This window comes from Sagittula sp. SSi028, assembly GCF_048553715.1.
In the GTDB taxonomy this organism is placed as follows: domain Bacteria; phylum Pseudomonadota; class Alphaproteobacteria; order Rhodobacterales; family Rhodobacteraceae; genus Sagittula.
The window spans coordinates 499,939-515,613 of the sequence record NZ_JBLZNC010000002.1; the positions used below are offsets into that span (position 1 = coordinate 499,939).

18 protein-coding genes are annotated in these 15,675 nt (G+C 62.7%); 7 read left to right on the plus strand and 11 right to left on the minus strand.

The genetic code is table 11. The features are described from left to right. Positions 1-60: 60 nt before the first annotated feature. From recJ to ACN5AZ_RS05950, 4 genes are all read right to left on the minus strand, one after another. Positions 61-1,806, minus strand: coding sequence for a single-stranded-DNA-specific exonuclease RecJ (gene recJ, locus ACN5AZ_RS05935; RefSeq protein WP_419427936.1), 1,746 nt, complete (start codon positions 1,804-1,806; stop codon positions 61-63). Between the two features lie 372 nt (positions 1,807-2,178). After that, positions 2,179-3,150, minus strand: a complete 972-nt coding sequence (glpX, locus tag ACN5AZ_RS05940) for a class II fructose-bisphosphatase (RefSeq protein WP_419427937.1) — start codon at positions 3,148-3,150, stop codon at positions 2,179-2,181. A 219-nt stretch (positions 3,151-3,369) separates the two neighbouring features. Next, complete coding sequence (locus tag ACN5AZ_RS05945) at positions 3,370-4,656, minus strand: homoserine dehydrogenase (RefSeq protein WP_419427938.1); 1,287 nt, start codon at positions 4,654-4,656, stop codon at positions 3,370-3,372. A gap of 92 nt (positions 4,657-4,748) precedes the next feature. Next, entirely contained in the window at positions 4,749-5,087 is a 339-nt protein-coding gene (locus ACN5AZ_RS05950; RefSeq protein WP_419427939.1) for a hypothetical protein, read from the minus strand. Positions 5,088-5,187: 100 nt separating this feature from the next. Between ACN5AZ_RS05950 and ACN5AZ_RS05955 the strand changes: the two genes are divergently transcribed. Next, the gene (locus ACN5AZ_RS05955; RefSeq protein ID WP_419427940.1) at positions 5,188-5,775 is read left to right on the plus strand and encodes a TetR/AcrR family transcriptional regulator; all 588 of its coding nucleotides are present in this window, start codon (positions 5,188-5,190) and stop codon (positions 5,773-5,775) included. Between the two features lie 9 nt (positions 5,776-5,784). Here ACN5AZ_RS05955 and ACN5AZ_RS05960 read toward each other — a convergent pair whose 3' ends face one another. Continuing rightward, positions 5,785-6,204 (minus strand): c-type cytochrome, encoded by a 420-nt coding sequence (locus ACN5AZ_RS05960; RefSeq protein ID WP_419427941.1) that lies wholly within the window; start codon positions 6,202-6,204, stop codon positions 5,785-5,787. A 175-nt stretch (positions 6,205-6,379) separates the two neighbouring features. Here ACN5AZ_RS05960 and ACN5AZ_RS05965 point away from each other — a divergent pair, with 175 nt between their 5' ends. Further along, entirely contained in the window at positions 6,380-6,814 is a 435-nt protein-coding gene (locus ACN5AZ_RS05965; RefSeq protein WP_419427987.1) for a DMT family transporter, read from the plus strand. Between the two features lie 41 nt (positions 6,815-6,855). Here ACN5AZ_RS05965 and ACN5AZ_RS05970 read toward each other — a convergent pair whose 3' ends face one another. Beyond that, positions 6,856-7,539, minus strand: coding sequence for an ABC transporter ATP-binding protein (locus ACN5AZ_RS05970; protein ID WP_419427942.1), 684 nt, complete (start codon positions 7,537-7,539; stop codon positions 6,856-6,858). Further along, positions 7,532-8,815 carry a lipoprotein-releasing ABC transporter permease subunit gene (locus tag ACN5AZ_RS05975; protein ID WP_419427943.1) on the minus strand — a complete coding sequence of 428 codons (1,284 nt, stop codon included), beginning with the start codon at positions 8,813-8,815 and terminating at the stop codon, positions 7,532-7,534. Before ACN5AZ_RS05975 ends, ACN5AZ_RS05970 begins: the two co-directional genes overlap by 8 nt. 104 nt (positions 8,816-8,919) lie before the next feature. Between ACN5AZ_RS05975 and ACN5AZ_RS05980 the strand changes: the two genes are divergently transcribed. The 3 genes from ACN5AZ_RS05980 (at position 8,920) to ACN5AZ_RS05990 (ending at position 11,038) form a co-directional block, all read left to right on the plus strand. Further along, positions 8,920-9,555, plus strand: a complete 636-nt coding sequence (locus tag ACN5AZ_RS05980) for an NAD(P)-dependent oxidoreductase (protein ID WP_419427944.1) — start codon at positions 8,920-8,922, stop codon at positions 9,553-9,555. Between the two features lie 39 nt (positions 9,556-9,594). Continuing rightward, a complete protein-coding gene (locus tag ACN5AZ_RS05985) occupies positions 9,595-10,716 on the plus strand; it encodes a pyridoxal phosphate-dependent aminotransferase (RefSeq protein ID WP_419427945.1) in 1,122 nt (373 codons plus the stop codon). Between the two features lie 103 nt (positions 10,717-10,819). After that, the gene (locus ACN5AZ_RS05990; protein ID WP_419427946.1) at positions 10,820-11,038 is read left to right on the plus strand and encodes a histidinol phosphate aminotransferase; all 219 of its coding nucleotides are present in this window, start codon (positions 10,820-10,822) and stop codon (positions 11,036-11,038) included. Here ACN5AZ_RS05990 and ACN5AZ_RS05995 read toward each other — a convergent pair whose 3' ends face one another. Beyond that, positions 11,039-12,235, minus strand: a complete 1,197-nt coding sequence (locus ACN5AZ_RS05995; protein ID WP_419427947.1) for a pyridoxal-phosphate-dependent aminotransferase family protein — start codon at positions 12,233-12,235, stop codon at positions 11,039-11,041. It abuts the gene before it with no gap. Positions 12,236-12,361: 126 nt separating this feature from the next. On the opposite strand from ACN5AZ_RS05995, the gene ACN5AZ_RS06000 reads away from it, so the two are divergent. Next, on the plus strand, positions 12,362-13,084 hold the full coding sequence (locus ACN5AZ_RS06000; protein WP_419427948.1) for a tyrosine-protein phosphatase: 723 nt from the start codon (positions 12,362-12,364) through the stop codon (positions 13,082-13,084). 15 nt (positions 13,085-13,099) lie between these two features. On the opposite strand, the gene ACN5AZ_RS06005 is transcribed toward ACN5AZ_RS06000, so the two are convergent. Continuing rightward, the gene (locus ACN5AZ_RS06005; protein WP_419427949.1) at positions 13,100-13,624 is read right to left on the minus strand and encodes a glycosyltransferase; all 525 of its coding nucleotides are present in this window, start codon (positions 13,622-13,624) and stop codon (positions 13,100-13,102) included. A 57-nt stretch (positions 13,625-13,681) separates the two neighbouring features. Here ACN5AZ_RS06005 and ACN5AZ_RS06010 point away from each other — a divergent pair, with 57 nt between their 5' ends. Continuing rightward, a complete protein-coding gene (locus ACN5AZ_RS06010; RefSeq protein WP_419427950.1) occupies positions 13,682-14,419 on the plus strand; it encodes a YgfZ/GcvT domain-containing protein in 738 nt (245 codons plus the stop codon). On the opposite strand, the gene ACN5AZ_RS06015 is transcribed toward ACN5AZ_RS06010, so the two are convergent. Together ACN5AZ_RS06015 and efp are read right to left on the minus strand one after the other, a co-directional pair. Next, the gene (locus ACN5AZ_RS06015) at positions 14,407-14,880 is read right to left on the minus strand and encodes an N-acetyltransferase family protein (RefSeq protein ID WP_419427951.1); all 474 of its coding nucleotides are present in this window, start codon (positions 14,878-14,880) and stop codon (positions 14,407-14,409) included. The two genes, ACN5AZ_RS06010 and ACN5AZ_RS06015, sit on opposite strands and share 13 nt — an antisense overlap. A 90-nt stretch (positions 14,881-14,970) precedes the next feature. After that, positions 14,971-15,534 carry an elongation factor P gene (gene efp / locus ACN5AZ_RS06020; protein ID WP_419427952.1) on the minus strand — a complete coding sequence of 188 codons (564 nt, stop codon included), beginning with the start codon at positions 15,532-15,534 and terminating at the stop codon, positions 14,971-14,973. Positions 15,535-15,675 lie beyond the last annotated feature (141 nt).

Sequence of the window (15,675 nt, forward strand, 5' to 3'; positions counted from 1 at the left end):
GAAAATCTAGGGAGCAGACCGAAACTTCCATATGCGACAATAGCTTAGACGCGCCAAACATCAGTCGTGACAGGGGCTCGCATCTTCAAGCCGCAACTGCACCGACTGGCGCCCCTGCCATGTGTTGATGTCCAGCTTTCCCGCCAGGTGGAATCGACGCCCGCCATGCTCCAGAAGCGCAGGCCCCAGCGGGCCGTCCATCGCCCCAAAACAGATGCCGTCCAGCCGCCCGCCCAGTCCATCATCCGCGCGTATCTTCAAATGGCCGCTGCCAACCACCTTGGCAAAGCCGATGCGCACATCCGGCAGCACAAACCGCGGACCCGGCGCCCCCTGACCAAAGGGACCGGCACGTTCCAGATCCTTCACCAGCTCAACCTGCGCCGCCCCGGGCATCAGCATCCCGTCCACGCGAAGATCCGCAGCACCACCCTCGCCCGCGCCCTGCTTGGCCAGCAATTCGGCCAGCCGATCCATTGCGGCCTCCAGCTTGCCTTCTGCCACGGTCAGACCCGCCGCCATACGGTGCCCGCCCCCTTTGATCAGCAACCCCTCAGACGCAAGCCGCTGGATGCTGGCCCCCAGATCAACGCCCGCGACGGAGCGTCCCGATCCCTTGCCTTCGCCGCCCTCAAGGCCGATCACCACCGCCGGACGATTTGTCTGCTCTTTCAAGCGAGACGCCACGATTCCCACGACACCGGGATGCCAGCCCTCGCCCGCGGCCCAGACCAGCGGCGCATCCAGACCGCGCGCCTCGGCCTGGGCCAGTGCCGCCGCCCGAACGGACGCCTCGACCTCGCGGCGCTCCGCGTTCAGCTCCTCTAGGCGTGCCGCCAGCGCCTCGGCCTCGGCAGGGTCTGCGGTTGACAGCAACCGCGCCCCCAGATCCGCCGCCCCGATCCGACCACCTGCATTGACCCGTGGCCCAAGAACAAAGCCAAGGTGATAGCTTTCAGGGGCCCGCTCCAGACGGGCCGCGTCAGACAGGGCCACCAACCCGGGCCGCTCGCGCCGGGCCATCACCTTGAGCCCTTGCTGAACCAAGGCACGATTGACCCCCTTCAAAGGGGCAACATCGGCCACTGTGGCCAAGGCCACCAGATCCAGCAGCCCCATCAGATCAGGCCCTTTGCGCCCCGCCTCGCGCAATTGACGCCCTGCTTCCACAAGCATCAAAAACACCACCGCCGCCGCACAGAGATGCGCCAAGGCGCCATCCTCATCCTGCCGGTTCGGGTTCACCACGGCCACGCAGTCCGGTAAGGTCTCGCCGCCAAGGTGATGGTCCAAAACGATGACATCCGCGCCAACGGCCGCTGCGATCGGCCCGTGGGACAAGGTGCCGCAATCGACACAAACAATCAGATCATGCTCCGCTGCAAGCGCGGCCATCGCCGCATCATTCGGGCCATAGCCCTCGTCAATGCGGTCCGGCACATACAGCGTCGCGCTCAAACCCATCTGCCGAAGCCAATCCACCAACAGCGCGGCCGAGGCACCACCGTCCACGTCATAATCCGCGAATATCGCAATCCTCTGCCGGCCCGTCACCGCAGACAAAAACCTTTCCGCCGCGCGCGTCATATCCTTCAATGATCGCGGGTCCGGCAGCAGGTCGCGCAGTTTCGGCTCAAGGTAGCTCTCGCATTCAGGCGCTGTCACGCCAAGGCGGGCAAGTATGGCGCACAAGGGTCGCGCGAGCCCTGTCTGCTGGGCGATCAATTCTGCCTGCCGCTCAACTTCGACGTTTGGCCCCACCCAACGACGGCCCAACAGGCTGCGCTCTACATCCAGATAGGCCATGACAATCCCCTTTATCCTGCCCCCAGATACCCAAAGCGCGGCCTAAGCAAAAGACCTCTACAGCCACCTGACATCCCAGCCTTGCCAGCCCCTTCCCCCAACCACAAACCTGCAACGCGGAAAGCACAGACGACACTGTCACCCAAAGCCTCGATAGCACCAAAGGCACAGGCTCAAATCACCAGAAAACCCAACAAACCAGATACCGAAACCCATGCGAGGGACATCCCGCACACCACCAGTCCAAAAAGAAAGGCGACAGTCCCCTGCCGCCCACGCCTCCACAAAACCAACCACAGTCCCCGCTTTTCTTTGGCGCAAATACCTCGGGGGAATCCCCGCAGGGGATGGGGGCAGAGCCCCCTTCCGTCCTTAAACCGAATGCTCGAACGGGTTGCGATAATTCATCCGACGGACCGACCCCGTCTTGGACCGCATAAGAATGGTCTCCGTCTCGATCCAGCCCGGAGACCGCTTGATCCCGGAGACCACCGACCCGTTGGTCACGCCGGTCGCGGCAAAGATCACGTGATCGGTCACCAATTCGTCGCGCGCATAGATCTTGTTGAGATCCGTAATCCCCGCCTTGGCGGCGCGGCCCCGTTCGTCATCGTTGCGGAACAACAGACGCCCCCACATCTGGCCTCCCATACACTTCAGAGCCGCTGCCGCCAGCACCCCCTCCGGCGCACCGCCGGACCCCATGTACATGTCGATCCCGGTCTTGTCGGTCTCGGCGCAATGCATGACGCCTGCGACGTCGCCATCGGTGATCAAACGGATTCCCGCGCCGGTTTCACGCACTTCGGCGATCATGGTTTCGTGACGGGGGCGGTCCAGGATGCAGCAGGTGATATCACGTGTGGAACAGCCCTTGGCGGCGGCCAGCGCCTCGACACGTTCTTTCGGAGTCATGTCCAGCGACACCACATCCACCGCATACCCCGGCCCGATCGCGAGTTTGTCCATATACACATCCGGCGCATGCAGCATCGAGCCACGCGGCCCCATGGCAATCACGGTCAGCGCGTTGGGCATGTCCAATGCGGTCAGGGTGGTCCCCTCAAGCGGATCGAGCGCGATGTCCACGCCCGGACCGCCTTGGCCCACTTCCTCGCCGATATACAGCATCGGTGCCTCGTCGCGCTCACCTTCGCCGATCACAACCACGCCAGAAATATCGAGCTTGTTAAGCTCTTCGCGCATGGCGTTCACAGCGGCCTGATCCGCCGCCTTTTCATCCCCGCGTCCGATCCATTCTGCACTGGCAATCGCCGCCTGTTCGGCCACACGGGCCAAACCCAGAGAAAGCATGCGATCGTTAAAATCCTTGGGCTCGGACATTTGGTCTTCCTTTTTGAAAATATCGCCTTCGGGCTTATCCAGCCGCCCAACCGACGACAAGACTGCTGGCGCTAACATGGCCTGCTTCGCGGCGGATTGCGTCACTGACGTGACAGAGGCCCTTAAAACATAGGCATCCCTGCCGGACTGCGGCCAGCGGGCACCACATGGGCAGCGCAAACAAAAAGGGCGGGGAAAATCCCCGCCCTACGTGATGGTTCAAACCTGTTCGATGCGCAGCGCCACGGGGGGCGCCACGACAACCGCCAGACCATTGATCGCAGCCAGCGCATCATCCAGTGCCGCGCGGGTCGTCTTATGTGTGACAACCAGAACCGGCGCCTTGTCATCCACGTGATCGTATTGGCGCATCCGGTTGATCGAGACACCCGCCTCGCCCAAGGCCGCAGCCACTTTGGCCAGCGCGCCCGGTTTATCCACCAATGCTGTGCGGATGTAGTAGGGTGCAGGTGTCGTGGCACGTGCAGGCGTTGCCGCCACCAGATCGGTGGCCCGCTGGCCAAAGGTCGACATGCGCAAACCGCGCGCCACGTCAATCACATCGCCCATCACGGCGCTGGCAGTCGGGCCTTCGCCCGCGCCTGCCCCGCGCATCACGATCTGCCCGACCTGATCGCCATCGATCACCACCATATTCGTGCCACCGGTCAGCTGCCCCAGCGGAGAGGAGGCAGGCACCAGACAGGGCGCCATGGATTGCTCCAGCCCGCGGCCGGTCATACGGCTGACCCCCAGAAGCTTGATCCGGTAGCCCATGTCGGACGCCTGTCGGATGTCCTCGATGGTGATATTCCCGATGCCTTCCAGTTCGACGCCCTCGAAATTGACCTGCGTGCCAAAGGCGATCGAGGCGAGCAGCGACAGCTTATGCCCGGCATCGATCCCGCCCACATCCAGATTGGGATCCGCTTCGAGGTAGCCAAGACCATCTGCTTCGGCGAAGGCCTCGTCATAGGTCAGGCCCGCATCCTCCATCCGCGTCAGGATGTAGTTGCAGGTGCCGTTCATGACGCCCAACACGCGGGTGATCTCGTTTCCGGCCAAGCCTTCGGTCAGCGCCTTGATGCAGGGAATGCCCCCTGCCACGGCGGCCTCGAACCGCAGAACGGCGCCGTTGCTCTCCGCCAGTTCAGCCAGCGCCTGACCGTGATGGGCCAGCAGTGCCTTATTGGCTGTCACCACGTCTTTGCCCGCCTTCAACGCCGCTTCAACAGCAGCCTTGGCCGGGCCATCGCTGCCGCCCATCAGTTCGACAAAGACATCCACATCATCGCGGGTCGCCAAAGTGACGGGATCATCCTCCCAGCCGTAATCCTTCAGCGATACGCCGCGATCCTTGTCGCGATTGCGTGCAGAAACGGCCGTGATGCGGATCGACCGGCCGGAGCGCGATTCCAGCAGCGCGGCTTTCTGGCGCACGATCTTGATGACACCGGCTCCGACGGTGCCCAGACCGGCAATTCCAAGGCGCAAAGGGTCTGACATGGGGCGGTCCTCCGGGTTGGCTGGCGATTAGACGCTTCCCGTTACCCCCAAGCGCTGCGCCCTGCAACCAGCCATGGCAAGGAAAGCCGGACCTATGGCTCTTGCGCCCGCAGTTCGGCGGCTTTTTCACGTAGGCCCGCCAGACGCTCCGCCGTGTCTGCGGATTGGGCCACCTCACGACCCGACAATCCATCGGCCCGCGACTGCAAACCCTCGGCCTGTGCTTCGAGCTGTGTGCGCGCCTCGACCGTGGCCCCGGGTGCAGTGGGCTGGTCCACCAGATCGGCCAAGGGGATAAGCGCGGGATAGGGCGCCTTGCGCACGCCTTCGGATTGCACCGCATCGAGTTGCGGGAATTGCGTGCAACCGGCGATACACAACACGGGGATCAAGCAGGACAGGACAGGCAAACGCATCATACCCCGTTTCATGCCGCATGGCGCGAGGTTAGACAATGCTTGTTCATCACGAGCACGCCATATCCACGATGCAGTGGTTGATCTGAACGGTTGTTCATATAATCATGCGCCTATGGCACGCACCCAAGGTTCCCACGCCCAGATCACCGGCCCGCGCATTCAGGCAGCGGCGCAACAGCTGTTCGCCGATCACGGCTATGCGGCTGTCTCTATGCGCCAGATCGCAGCGCAGGTCGGCCTGCAGGTCGGCGCATTGTACAACTACATCCCCGACAAGCAGGCGCTGCTGTTCTCCCTGCTCGAAGGGCATATGACAGAGCTGCTGGCCACATGGGACGCGCAGCCTGTGCCCGACACGCCCCATGCCCGTCTCGAAAGCTTCGTCCGCTTCCACATCGGGTTCCATCTGGAACGGCCGCAGGCGGTGTTCATCGCCTATATGGAGCTGCGCAATCTCAGCCCCGAGAATTTCACCAAGATCGAGGCCCTGCGCCGCCGCTACGAGGACGCGCTCGAAGCCATCCTGCGCGATGGTCACGCCAGTGGCGATTTCAATGTGCCGGACACAAAGCTCGCCACCCTTGCGGTGATCGCCATGCTGACCGGCGTGACCACATGGTATCGCGACGGCGGCCGCCTGACCCCGCAACAGGTACAAACCCTGTATTGGGACATGGTCCGCAAGACCGTGGCGGGCTGAATGTCGGTGTCAGCGGGTCTGCTGCACGGTCTCGAGATATTCGACCAAAGCCACCAGTTTGCGCGGGGTGGGCGTCTGCCGACCGTCACCGCTGTCAAACGGCACCAGATCGCCTTCAAGCAGCGCGCCAAACTCCGGCATCCCCGGCCCATCGATGTCGGAGCGCGCGTAGCCATCGACGATGGACATGGTCTTGGCCCGTGGGAAGGTGCCGTTGTGGCGCAGCGCCAGCAAGGTCAGATCCTTAGGGGCTTTCTCCATACGACGGGCATAGGCGCCGTTGCCTTTGGCGTCTTCGCCATGGCAGATCGCACAGTTTTCCATGAACAGCGCCTTGCCGTCCTGCGGTCCGGGCATCTCGCCCGCTGGATCGGGGGTGCAGCCTGCCACTGCCGTCGCGCAAAGCGCCATGATTGCCAAAGCCCGCATTCCAACCTCCCTTTGTTTTCCAACTCATGCCCGCGCGCCCTGTCCTGCGCAAGAGCCAGCCGCTGTTCCGTGCCGCTGCACGTCGCAGACGGGTCACACCAGAAGACATCAGACCACGCCACACATCTCTGATCAGGATCAAACCACAGATGAAAGATACGCTATGACTTCCGAAATGGCCCCCTACGCCGTGACAATGCTGCTGGCCGGCATCGGCATTCCGATCCTCGCGGCGCTCAATGGCGCTTTGGGCGTCCATCTGGGCAATCCGGTGGCGGCGGCGGTTGTGTTGTTCTGCGTCGCACTGGTGCTGGGGCTGGTCGTCTGGGGTCTGACCGGCGGCGGCAGCCTGGGGCGGGTTCTGGATGCCCCGCGCCACTTGCTGGGCGGTGGCGCCTTTGTGGCCTTCTACGTGCTGACGATCACCTTTGTCGCGCCGCGTTTCGGCGTCGGCAATGCGGTGTTCTTTGTCTTGCTGGGACAGTTGGTTTCGGCTGCGGTGATCGATCACTTCGGCCTGTTCGGCGCGCGGCTGTCGCCCCTGACCCTGACGCGCAGCACAGGCATTGCGGTGATGGCCCTTGGCGTCTGGATCACCCAGCGCGCCTAACGCACATCACGCCGTAGGTCGGGGCTGTGCCCCGACTGCACTCAGGCCTCGATCAGATGCCCTGCCTCCAAGCGGACCTGACGGTCCATCCGCGCTGCCAGATCCAAGTTATGTGTCGCGATCAGCGCCGACAGCCCCGTTTCATGCACCAGCGTCATCAGCGCCGCAAATACGCGGTCCGATGTTTCAGGATCGAGGTTGCCCGTCGGCTCATCCGCCAAAAGCAGCTTTGGCCCGTTGGCCATCGCCCGACAAAAGGCCACCCGTTGCTGCTCTCCACCTGACATGGCAGCGGGACGGTGTTCTGCGCGGGCGCGAATGCCGACACTGTCGAGCAGATCATGCGCCCGCTCCGTCGCAGCCTTCGCCGAGACGCCATTGGCCAGTTGCGGCAAGGCGATGTTCTCGGCCGCGGTGAATTCCGGCAACAGATGGTGGAATTGGTAGACAAAGCCCACTTCGGCACGGCGCACCTGTGTGCGGCGCCGGTCCGATTTGTCCTGCAACGCCTCGCCCGCGATCTCGACGACACCGGCATCCGGCGTGTCCAGCAGGCCCGCCATATGCAAAAGCGTCGACTTGCCAGCACCTGAGGGCGCGACCAAGGCCACGACCTCGCCGCGCTGCACCGTCAGATCGCAGCCGCGCAGCACATGCACCTCGTTGGGTTTGCCCGCGTTATAGGCTTTGGTGATGCCGCTCAGGCGCAAAACCGTCTCACTCATAGCGCAGCGCCTCCACAGGGTTCAGCCGCGCCGCACGGCGGGCCGGAAAAATCGTCACTACGAAAGATAGCCCCAGCGACAGCACAACCGCCGACATGACATCCGCAACTTGCAGCTTTGCCGGCAGGAAATAGATCCCACGGATCGACGGGTCCCAAGCGCCCCCGCCCGACAACCAGTTCACCATGCCAAAGATCGGATCGATATAGAGCGCGAACAGACAGCCAAGGATCACCCCCATGGCCGTCCCTATGATGCCGGTGAAGGATCCGCAGATGAAAAACACCCGCATCACCGACCCTTCGGTCAGCCCCATGGTCCGCAGAATGCCAATGTCGCGGCCTTTGTTTTTGACCAGCATGATGAGACCCGAGACGATGTTCATCGTCGCGATCAGCACCAGCACCGACAGGATGACGAACATCACGTTGTCTTCCATGTCGAGCGCGCGCAGAAACCCGCCCGAGGCATCCTGCCATGTCCAGATCAAGGCCCCTGCCCCGGCCGCCATAGCAATGGGACGGGTGTATTGCTCCACCTGCTCGGGGTCTTCGACGATAACCTCCAGCTCGTCAGCGACCCCTTCGCGGTCGAAATACAGCTGCGCCTCGGCAAATGGCATGTAGACGCGGGTGCGGTCGATGTCATAGCGCCCGGCGGTAAAGATATACTGCACGTCATAGCTTTTGACGCGCGGGCTGACCCCGAATGCGGTTTTGACCCCGTTGGGCGAGATCAGCTTGACCTTGTCCCCGATGCCCACGCCCAATTCCATCGCGACGCCGGACCCGATGGCAATGCCGTCCTCGAAACGGTCCAGATCGCCACGTCCGGTTTCAGGGTCGGCGATACGCGGGATCGCCTTCAGGTCGTCCAGCGCGATGCCAAAGACCTGCACACCGGCGTTGCTGCTGTCATAAGACGCCATCACCTGCCCCTTAACCAAAGGGGCCACGCGGGTCACGCCTTCGACCTGACGCACCTTTTCGGCCATGCCTTCGTGATCGGGCAAGGTGCGCGTGTCCTGTCCGTTTTCGTCCGTTCGGGTGACGTGATAGACGGTGACATGGGCGTTGGCCCCCACGATGGTATCGACAAATTCTGCCCGAAACCCCGACCGCACCGCCAGCGTGGCAATCAGCGCAAAGACCGCCAATGTGATCCCCACAAGGCTGATCCATGTCATGACAGACACCCCGCCCTCGGCGCGTTTGGCGCGCAGGTAGCGCCATGCAATCATCCATTCAAAGGGCGCGAAAGGCGGCGGGTTGCGCATCTTGGCTTGTCTTTCTTGGCTCTGCTCCGCCGCGAAACTGGCCTTTTGCCGACGGCGGGTCAAGTTGGTGAATCATCTATGGCAACAACCTGCAAGGAGCGATCATGAAACTTCTGGTGATCGGGGCCACCGCCGGGATCGGCGCGCTGGTCGCGCAAGAGGCGCAAACACGCGGGCACAGCGTCCGCGCCTTTGGCCGCAGCGCGGACAAGCTTGAGCCCTCGGACACTTTGGAGCCTTGGGTGGGCGACGCCACAGAAGCGTCGGACCTTGCCCCCGCGCTGGCGGGGGTGGATGCCGTGGTGATGACGCTGGGCATTCGCGAAAGCATCGCCATGCTCTGGCAGCCGGTGACACTGTTTTCCGCCGCCACGTCGGCGCTGGTGCCCCTGATGGAACAGCACGGGCCGGACCGGCTGATCGCTGTGACGGGCATCGGCGCGGGCGACAGCCACGCCGCCCTGTCGACGGCGGAACGGCTGGGGCACAAGATCCTGCTGTCCAAACCCTACGACGACAAAACCCGACAGGAAGAGATCATTCGTGCCTCGCGGCTGCGCTGGACCCTCGCGCGCCCCACGATTCTGACGTCGAACGCCGCGTCGCGACGCTATCGGGTGATGGAGGAGCCGGCACAGTGGCGCATGGGCATGATCAGCCGCGCCGATGTGGCCGATTACATCGTGACAGCGCTTGGTGATGACAGCACCGTTGGCAAGGCCCCTGTGCTGGCCCGCTAGCGCCTTGCCAATCCGGCGTGGCGCGCCATAGTGCGCCCCATGACTGGACCACGCTATACCCGACTCGTCGCTGACCTGCCTGCCACCGTGCCTTTTGTCGGACCGGAAGAACTGGAACGCAAGCGCGGGGCCCCCTTCCGGGCCCGGCTGGGTGCGAACGAAAGCGGCTTTGGCCCCTCGCCCTTTGCCATTGCTGCCATGCAGGACGAAGCCGCCGAGGTCTGGAAATATGCTGACGCCAGCCACGAAGAGCTTAAGGCCGCATTGGCCGAGGAAATCGGAGCAACCCCCGACAATATCCTGATCGGCGAAGGTATCGACGGCCTGCTGGGCTACACCGTCCGGCTGCTGGTGGCCCAAGGCGATGCTGTCGTCACGTCGGACGGGGCCTATCCGACCTTCAACTACCATGTGGTGGGCTTCGGCGGCGATTTGCACAAGGTTCCCTATGCGCACGACCGCGAGGATCTGCGCGCGCTGATTGCCCGTGCCCACGAAACCTGCGCCAAGATCGTCTACCTTGCCAATCCTGACAACCCGATGGGCACTTGCCTCAAAGGGTCAGAGATCGAGGCCGCGCTGGACACCCTCCCCGAGGGCTGCACCCTCCTGCTGGATGAGGCCTATGCCGAATTTGCCCCTGCCGATGCGGTGCCGAACATTGCCTGGGATGACCCGCGCGTGATCCGTTTCCGCACCTTTTCAAAGGGGTACGGCATGGCTGGCGCGCGCGTGGGCTATGTCATTGCCGCGCCGGAGATCATCAAATCCTATGACAAAATCCGCAACCACTTCGGCATGAACCGGATGGCGGTGGCCGGTGCCTTAGCAGCGCAGCAGGACAAGGACTGGCTGCATCAGGTGATTGCGTTGGTGGAACAGTCCAAGGCCGAGATTGCGCGCATCGCGGCGGATAACGGGCTGACCACCCTGCCGTCGGCCACCAATTTCGTGGCCGTGGATTGCGGGGCCGACGGTGTCTTTGCCCGTCGCGTTTTGGAAGCACTGGCCGGTTTGGGCGTCTTTGTGCGCATGCCCTTTGTGGCGCCGCAAAACCGCTGCATCCGGATCAGCGCAGGCACACCTGACGACATGGCCGTGCTGGCCGACGCCCTGCCCAAAGCCCTGCAAGCCGCGCGGCAGGAAACGTCTGCGGATTAATCCTGTGTTCACGGAAATATGTGACAGCTAACAGGACTTTGCGCCGCAGCGCCCTAACTGCCTGATCCAAGCGCAACGCAACGATCAGGTCGGAGAAAGGCACATGCACAACCAACACCCCCAACCGGTCGAGGATTACATGACCGCAAATATGATCCTGCTTGCTGTCAATCTGATGTGGGTTTTCGTGGCTGTATGGTCCGTTTGGGGTCTGGCCCCTGTGGTGCTTTCTGCGGTGGCGTTGAACCACCTTATCACCCGGCTGGAACATTACCGCCGCCAGCGGGACAACACCTTGGGTGCGCCCGCCGACAACAGGTGATTAACGCGCAGATAGGCTGCTTGCGGCGGCGGCAACGCCACCTGCACGATGCGGAATGTCCAGCGCGCCCAGACCGGCCTCGATCACGCCCAGCAGGCCGAGGATCATATGCGCATTCACATGCCCCATATGGCCGATGCGGAAATACCCTGACGCGGTCGGGTCCTCTGGATCCTCAACCCCCAATCCGATCCCGAGCGTGACCCCGGCCTCATCGCGGCACCACGCCCGCAGGCGGTCCCCCTGCCCCTTGCCAAGGCTGAGCGCTGTGACCGCGTGGGACCGGTGCGCAGGGTCCGCAATGTTCAGCCGCATCGGGCCGTCCTGCCCCCAATGCTCCACCGCCGCCCAGATCGCGCGGGCCAGACGGGCATGGCGTGACCAGATCGCCTCCATGCCTTCCGCCTTCATCATGTCCAACGCCGCCCGCAGCCCGTACAGATGATGCGTGGGCGCGGTGCCGCCAAAATACTGGTAAAACAGCTCTGGATGGGCACGGGGCTGCCAGTTCCAGTAGTTCGACACCGCAGGCATGGCGCGCTGCACCTCTGCCGCCCGTTCGTTAAAGAACACCAGCCCCAGCCCCGGTGGAGTCATCAGCCCCTTCTGGCAGGCGCTGACGGTGACATCCGCGCCCCAAGCGTCCATGCGAAACGCGTCACAGCCCAGCGAGGCCACACAATCCGCCATCAACAGCGCAGGGTGGCCGGTTTCCTCCAGAACGCGGCGCAGCGCCATAATGTCGGATCGCACCGAGGACGACGTATCCACATGCACTGCGAGGATCGCCTTGATCGCTTGCGCGCTGTCAGCCAGCAAAGCGGCGCGCACACGGTCGGGATCAATCGGTGTCTGGCGGCCATGTTCCAGAATGTCGACCTTGATGCCCAAGCCACGGGCGACCTCGGCCCAGCCATGGCCGAACCGGCCGCAGGTCGGCACCAGAACGGTCTCGCCCGGTGCGACTGTATTGGCAAGCGATGCCTCCCACGCGCCGTGACCGTTGCTGATGTAGATCGCCACATGCTGGTCGGTTTGCGCCACCTGTTTCAGGTCAGGGATCATGCCCTGCACCATCGCCAGCAGGTCGGCGTCGTAAATGTCCGGCGCGGGCCGATGCATCGCCTGCAAAACGGCATCAGGAATGACCGAAGGACCGGGAATGGCAATATGGGAGCGACCGCTGGCAAGCGTCATTGTGCGACCTTTCTAGAAATTCATGGCCGGACGGAACACCGGCTGCGCCGCGCCGTCAATCCCCGCATTGGGTGGACTTGTCCACGATGGGAAGCTACACCGCCGCACGAAGCACGGGACAGATATATGCTGGCAAAATTTCTAGAGATGCTCGACAAGGCCGAGCGCAAGGTGCGCTACTCTTTCGGCACAGACATCACGGACCCCGTGCAGCGCCGCTGGTCGCGCCTGCATTACCATCTGTTCGACCATGCATTTCTGCGGGTGCTGTGGACCAACTTCTATGAAATCGCCCCGGGTGTGTACCGGTCCAACCAGCCGACCCACGCGCGGTTTGCAAAATATGCAGCTCTCGGGATCAAGACGGTTGTGAACCTGCGCGGCGAGGACAAGCGCGCCCATTATCTGTTTGAAAAAGAAAGCGTCGAAGCGCTTGGCATGACCTTGATCGACGCCAAACTGTGGGCGCGCTCTGCCGCACCGCGGTCGCGTCTGATCGCCGTGATCGACGCCCTGCGCGCCGCAGAACGCCCGATGATGTTTCACTGCAAATCCGGTGCAGACCGGACCGGCATTGTTGGCGCGATGTATCTGATGATCTTCGAGGACGCGCCGATCGAAGTTGCCAAGAAGCAACTCAGCCTTCGCTACATTCACCTCGACTTCACAAAAACCGGTATTCAGGACTACGTTCTGCGGCTGTTCGAGGCCCGCCAGCAGATAGGCCAGATCGACTTCGAGGCATGGATCAGGACCGAATATCAGGCCAAGCCCATTCAGGCAGGCTGGGACGCGCGACGCCCTGAACTGGAGGTTGCGCGAGAACTCTATGACGGGCGTGACAGCTAAGCGGCCAACCGGCCTTCAGTCCTGATCAAACAAACGCGCGGACAACAGTTTGACACGCCCAGAGCGCCCCACATCCGCGCGCGGAACCAGCAGCCCGTGACGGAGCCCCGACCGCCCTGTGAAACGCGTCCAGAGGTTTGACCCGGTACAGACCAGATGACCGAGCCCCGCCTGTCCGCGCGCCCGATGAAAGCAATAGCGGTGGGGCGCGTGCAGTGCGCGGGCGACAGCATCGGTCCAGCCGTCTTCCAAAACCGCCTCCGCGGGCAAGACCATCAGCCAGTGCCCTTTGGCGCAGGCGATCCCCTCGGCCAAATCACCCTGTACGATCTGGGCGCCTGCGGCCTCGGCGATCTTTTGCGTCGCATCCGTCGATCCGGTGTCACAAATGATCAACTCGCGCAAAAGACCGGCATTCAGCCCCTCGCCCAAGGCGCGCAGTGCCACTGGCAAAATGGGTTGGGCATTGCGGGTCGCGATGACTACGGAAACTGGCGCGCGCACGGGGACCTCGGTTGCGGTGAAACTCTTGGCGATCACCCTGTCATCCGCAGGGGCTCTGGCCTATATGTCACCTGCAACCGTCAGGGGGAAGATATGAGCGATCACGCGCGCAAAGTGTTAAACGTCAGTGGCCCCGATGCCCGCACCTTTCTGCAAGGGCTGGTGACCAATGATGTGGCCCGACTGGACGAGGGGCTGGTCTATGCTGCCCTGCTGACCCCACAGGGCAAGCTGCGCTGTGACTTTTTTCTGGTTCCCGATGGCGAGAACATCCTGATTGATGTGGCCGCCGATCAGGCCGCCAGCCTGATGCAGGTGCTGACCCTGTACAAACTCCGCTCCGACGTCGCGATCACCGAGACCGACCGGCAGGTCAGTCGGGGCACCGGCCCTGCGCCCACCGGGGCCTTCGCCGATCCGCGCGACCCACGCATGGGATGGCGTGGCTATGACGGCCAGCCTGATCAGCCTGCGGATTGGGATGCGCTGCGCGTGGCCTGCGCCCTGCCGGAAATGGGCGTGGAACTGGGACCGGACACCTTCATTCTGGAGGCAGGTTTTGAGCGGCTCAACGGGGTGGATTTCAAGAAGGGCTGTTATGTTGGCCAAGAGGTCACCGCCCGCATGAAACACAAAACCGAACTGCGCAAAGGTCTGGCGCAAGTGCAGGTCACAGGCGAAGCCCCCGTGGGCAGCGACATCACCAAAGATGGCAAACCCGTGGGCACCTTGTTCACCCAATCGGGCGGACAGGCCATCGCCTATCTGCGATTTGACCGCGCCACCGGAGAGATGAGCGCCGGTGACGCAACGGTGCGCTACGACGGTTGACCGAGCGGTTTATCAAGGCTCAGCACAGCGGCATGGGCGCCATGACGGTCCATCAGCGCGCGTGACGCGCGGTTGAAGGCATGTACACGCACTGTCCAACCGGCAAACTCTGCTGCGATCTCGGTCTCGAACCGGGTGATAAGCCGCGACGCCAGCCCTCGCCTGCGCCAGATCGGGTCCACGTAGATGTGGTCCAGCAGGGCGCGGCGTTGCGGACGACACAGCGCCTGCGGCCCCTCAGGCATCGGGCGCCATTTCAGGTAGCCCCGCGCCACCCCTTCGGTCTCGTACATTATGAACCGCGCGCCTTGCGCGTGCTCTGCACGTAGCAGCTCCAGCAGTGCCGCATCGCTTCCATCATTGTGAAAGCGATCCGGTAGGTGCATCGCGTGCAAGGCATTGAGATCGCGCAGCAATGGCACAATCTGGTTCAAATCTTCAGGTGTAAGGGTGGTGATCATAAAAAGGCCTCCTGGCGGTGATGCCGGAGGCCCTTTCGTTCGATCCATTGCCCCCGGCAGTTGCACGGGGAACAGAGTTGGCCGTACGCGTTATGCGCGCTCGGCATACTCCATGGTTTCGGTGTTCACGACGATCTTTTCGCCCTGCCCAACAAAGGGAGGAACCGTCACGCGCACGCCATTGTCCAGCGTCGCGGGCTTGAAGCTGTTCGCCGCGGTCTGGCCTTTGACGACCGGCTCGGTCTCGGCGATTTCGCAGATCACCTTCTGCGGCAGGGTCGCGTTCAGCGCCTCTTCTTCGTAGAATTCGACCACGATGGTCATGCCGTCCTGCAGGAATGGGCGACGCTCGCCCAGAATATCCGCGTCCAGCTCGACTTGGTCGTAGGTTTCGGTATCCATGAACGTCAGACGACCGTCGGATTCATACAGGAACTGCATGTCTTTTTGTTCCAGTCGAACACGCTCTACTTTGTCCGCCGAGCGAAACCGTTCGTTAAGTTTCGAGCCGTTACGAAGGTTCTTGAGTTCGACCTGCGCGAAAGCGCCACCCTTGCCGGGTTTGACGTGGTCGACCTTTACAGCGGCCCAAAGATGGCCGTCATGTTCCAGAACGTTGCCGGGACGGATCTCGTTACCGTTGATCTTGGGCATTGTGGCTTTTCCGTGTCAAAAGGTTGATGGAAGTTTGCCCGCTCCTATATCTGGCCGGTGTCTTACTGGCAAGGCAACGTATCTCGTGTCGAAGAATTGAGCGATATGACTAAAATGCATAGGTGTTATGCATCAATGGGG

What these genes read in the sequence shown, in the direction of transcription:
- recJ (WP_419427936.1), bottom strand. Translation starts at nt 1,806, where the DNA reads ATGGCCTATCTGGATGTAGAGCGCAGCCTGTTGGGCCGTCGTTGGGTG.
- glpX (WP_419427937.1), bottom strand. Translation starts at nt 3,150, where the DNA reads ATGTCCGAGCCCAAGGATTTTAACGATCGCATGCTTTCTCTGGGTTTG.
- ACN5AZ_RS05945 (WP_419427938.1), bottom strand. Translation starts at nt 4,656, where the DNA reads ATGTCAGACCCTTTGCGCCTTGGAATTGCCGGTCTGGGCACCGTCGGA.
- ACN5AZ_RS05950 (WP_419427939.1), bottom strand. Translation starts at nt 5,087, where the DNA reads ATGAAACGGGGTATGATGCGTTTGCCTGTCCTGTCCTGCTTGATCCCC.
- ACN5AZ_RS05955 (WP_419427940.1), top strand. Translation starts at nt 5,188, where the DNA reads ATGGCACGCACCCAAGGTTCCCACGCCCAGATCACCGGCCCGCGCATT.
- ACN5AZ_RS05960 (WP_419427941.1), bottom strand. Translation starts at nt 6,204, where the DNA reads ATGCGGGCTTTGGCAATCATGGCGCTTTGCGCGACGGCAGTGGCAGGC.
- ACN5AZ_RS05965 (WP_419427987.1), top strand. Translation starts at nt 6,380, where the DNA reads ATGGCCCCCTACGCCGTGACAATGCTGCTGGCCGGCATCGGCATTCCG.
- ACN5AZ_RS05970 (WP_419427942.1), bottom strand. Translation starts at nt 7,539, where the DNA reads ATGAGTGAGACGGTTTTGCGCCTGAGCGGCATCACCAAAGCCTATAAC.
- ACN5AZ_RS05975 (WP_419427943.1), bottom strand. Translation starts at nt 8,815, where the DNA reads ATGCGCAACCCGCCGCCTTTCGCGCCCTTTGAATGGATGATTGCATGG.
- ACN5AZ_RS05980 (WP_419427944.1), top strand. Translation starts at nt 8,920, where the DNA reads ATGAAACTTCTGGTGATCGGGGCCACCGCCGGGATCGGCGCGCTGGTC.
- ACN5AZ_RS05985 (WP_419427945.1), top strand. Translation starts at nt 9,595, where the DNA reads ATGACTGGACCACGCTATACCCGACTCGTCGCTGACCTGCCTGCCACC.
- ACN5AZ_RS05990 (WP_419427946.1), top strand. Translation starts at nt 10,820, where the DNA reads ATGCACAACCAACACCCCCAACCGGTCGAGGATTACATGACCGCAAAT.
- ACN5AZ_RS05995 (WP_419427947.1), bottom strand. Translation starts at nt 12,235, where the DNA reads ATGACGCTTGCCAGCGGTCGCTCCCATATTGCCATTCCCGGTCCTTCG.
- ACN5AZ_RS06000 (WP_419427948.1), top strand. Translation starts at nt 12,362, where the DNA reads ATGCTGGCAAAATTTCTAGAGATGCTCGACAAGGCCGAGCGCAAGGTG.
- ACN5AZ_RS06010 (WP_419427950.1), top strand. Translation starts at nt 13,682, where the DNA reads ATGAGCGATCACGCGCGCAAAGTGTTAAACGTCAGTGGCCCCGATGCC.
- ACN5AZ_RS06015 (WP_419427951.1), bottom strand. Translation starts at nt 14,880, where the DNA reads ATGATCACCACCCTTACACCTGAAGATTTGAACCAGATTGTGCCATTG.
- efp (WP_419427952.1), bottom strand. Translation starts at nt 15,534, where the DNA reads ATGCCCAAGATCAACGGTAACGAGATCCGTCCCGGCAACGTTCTGGAA.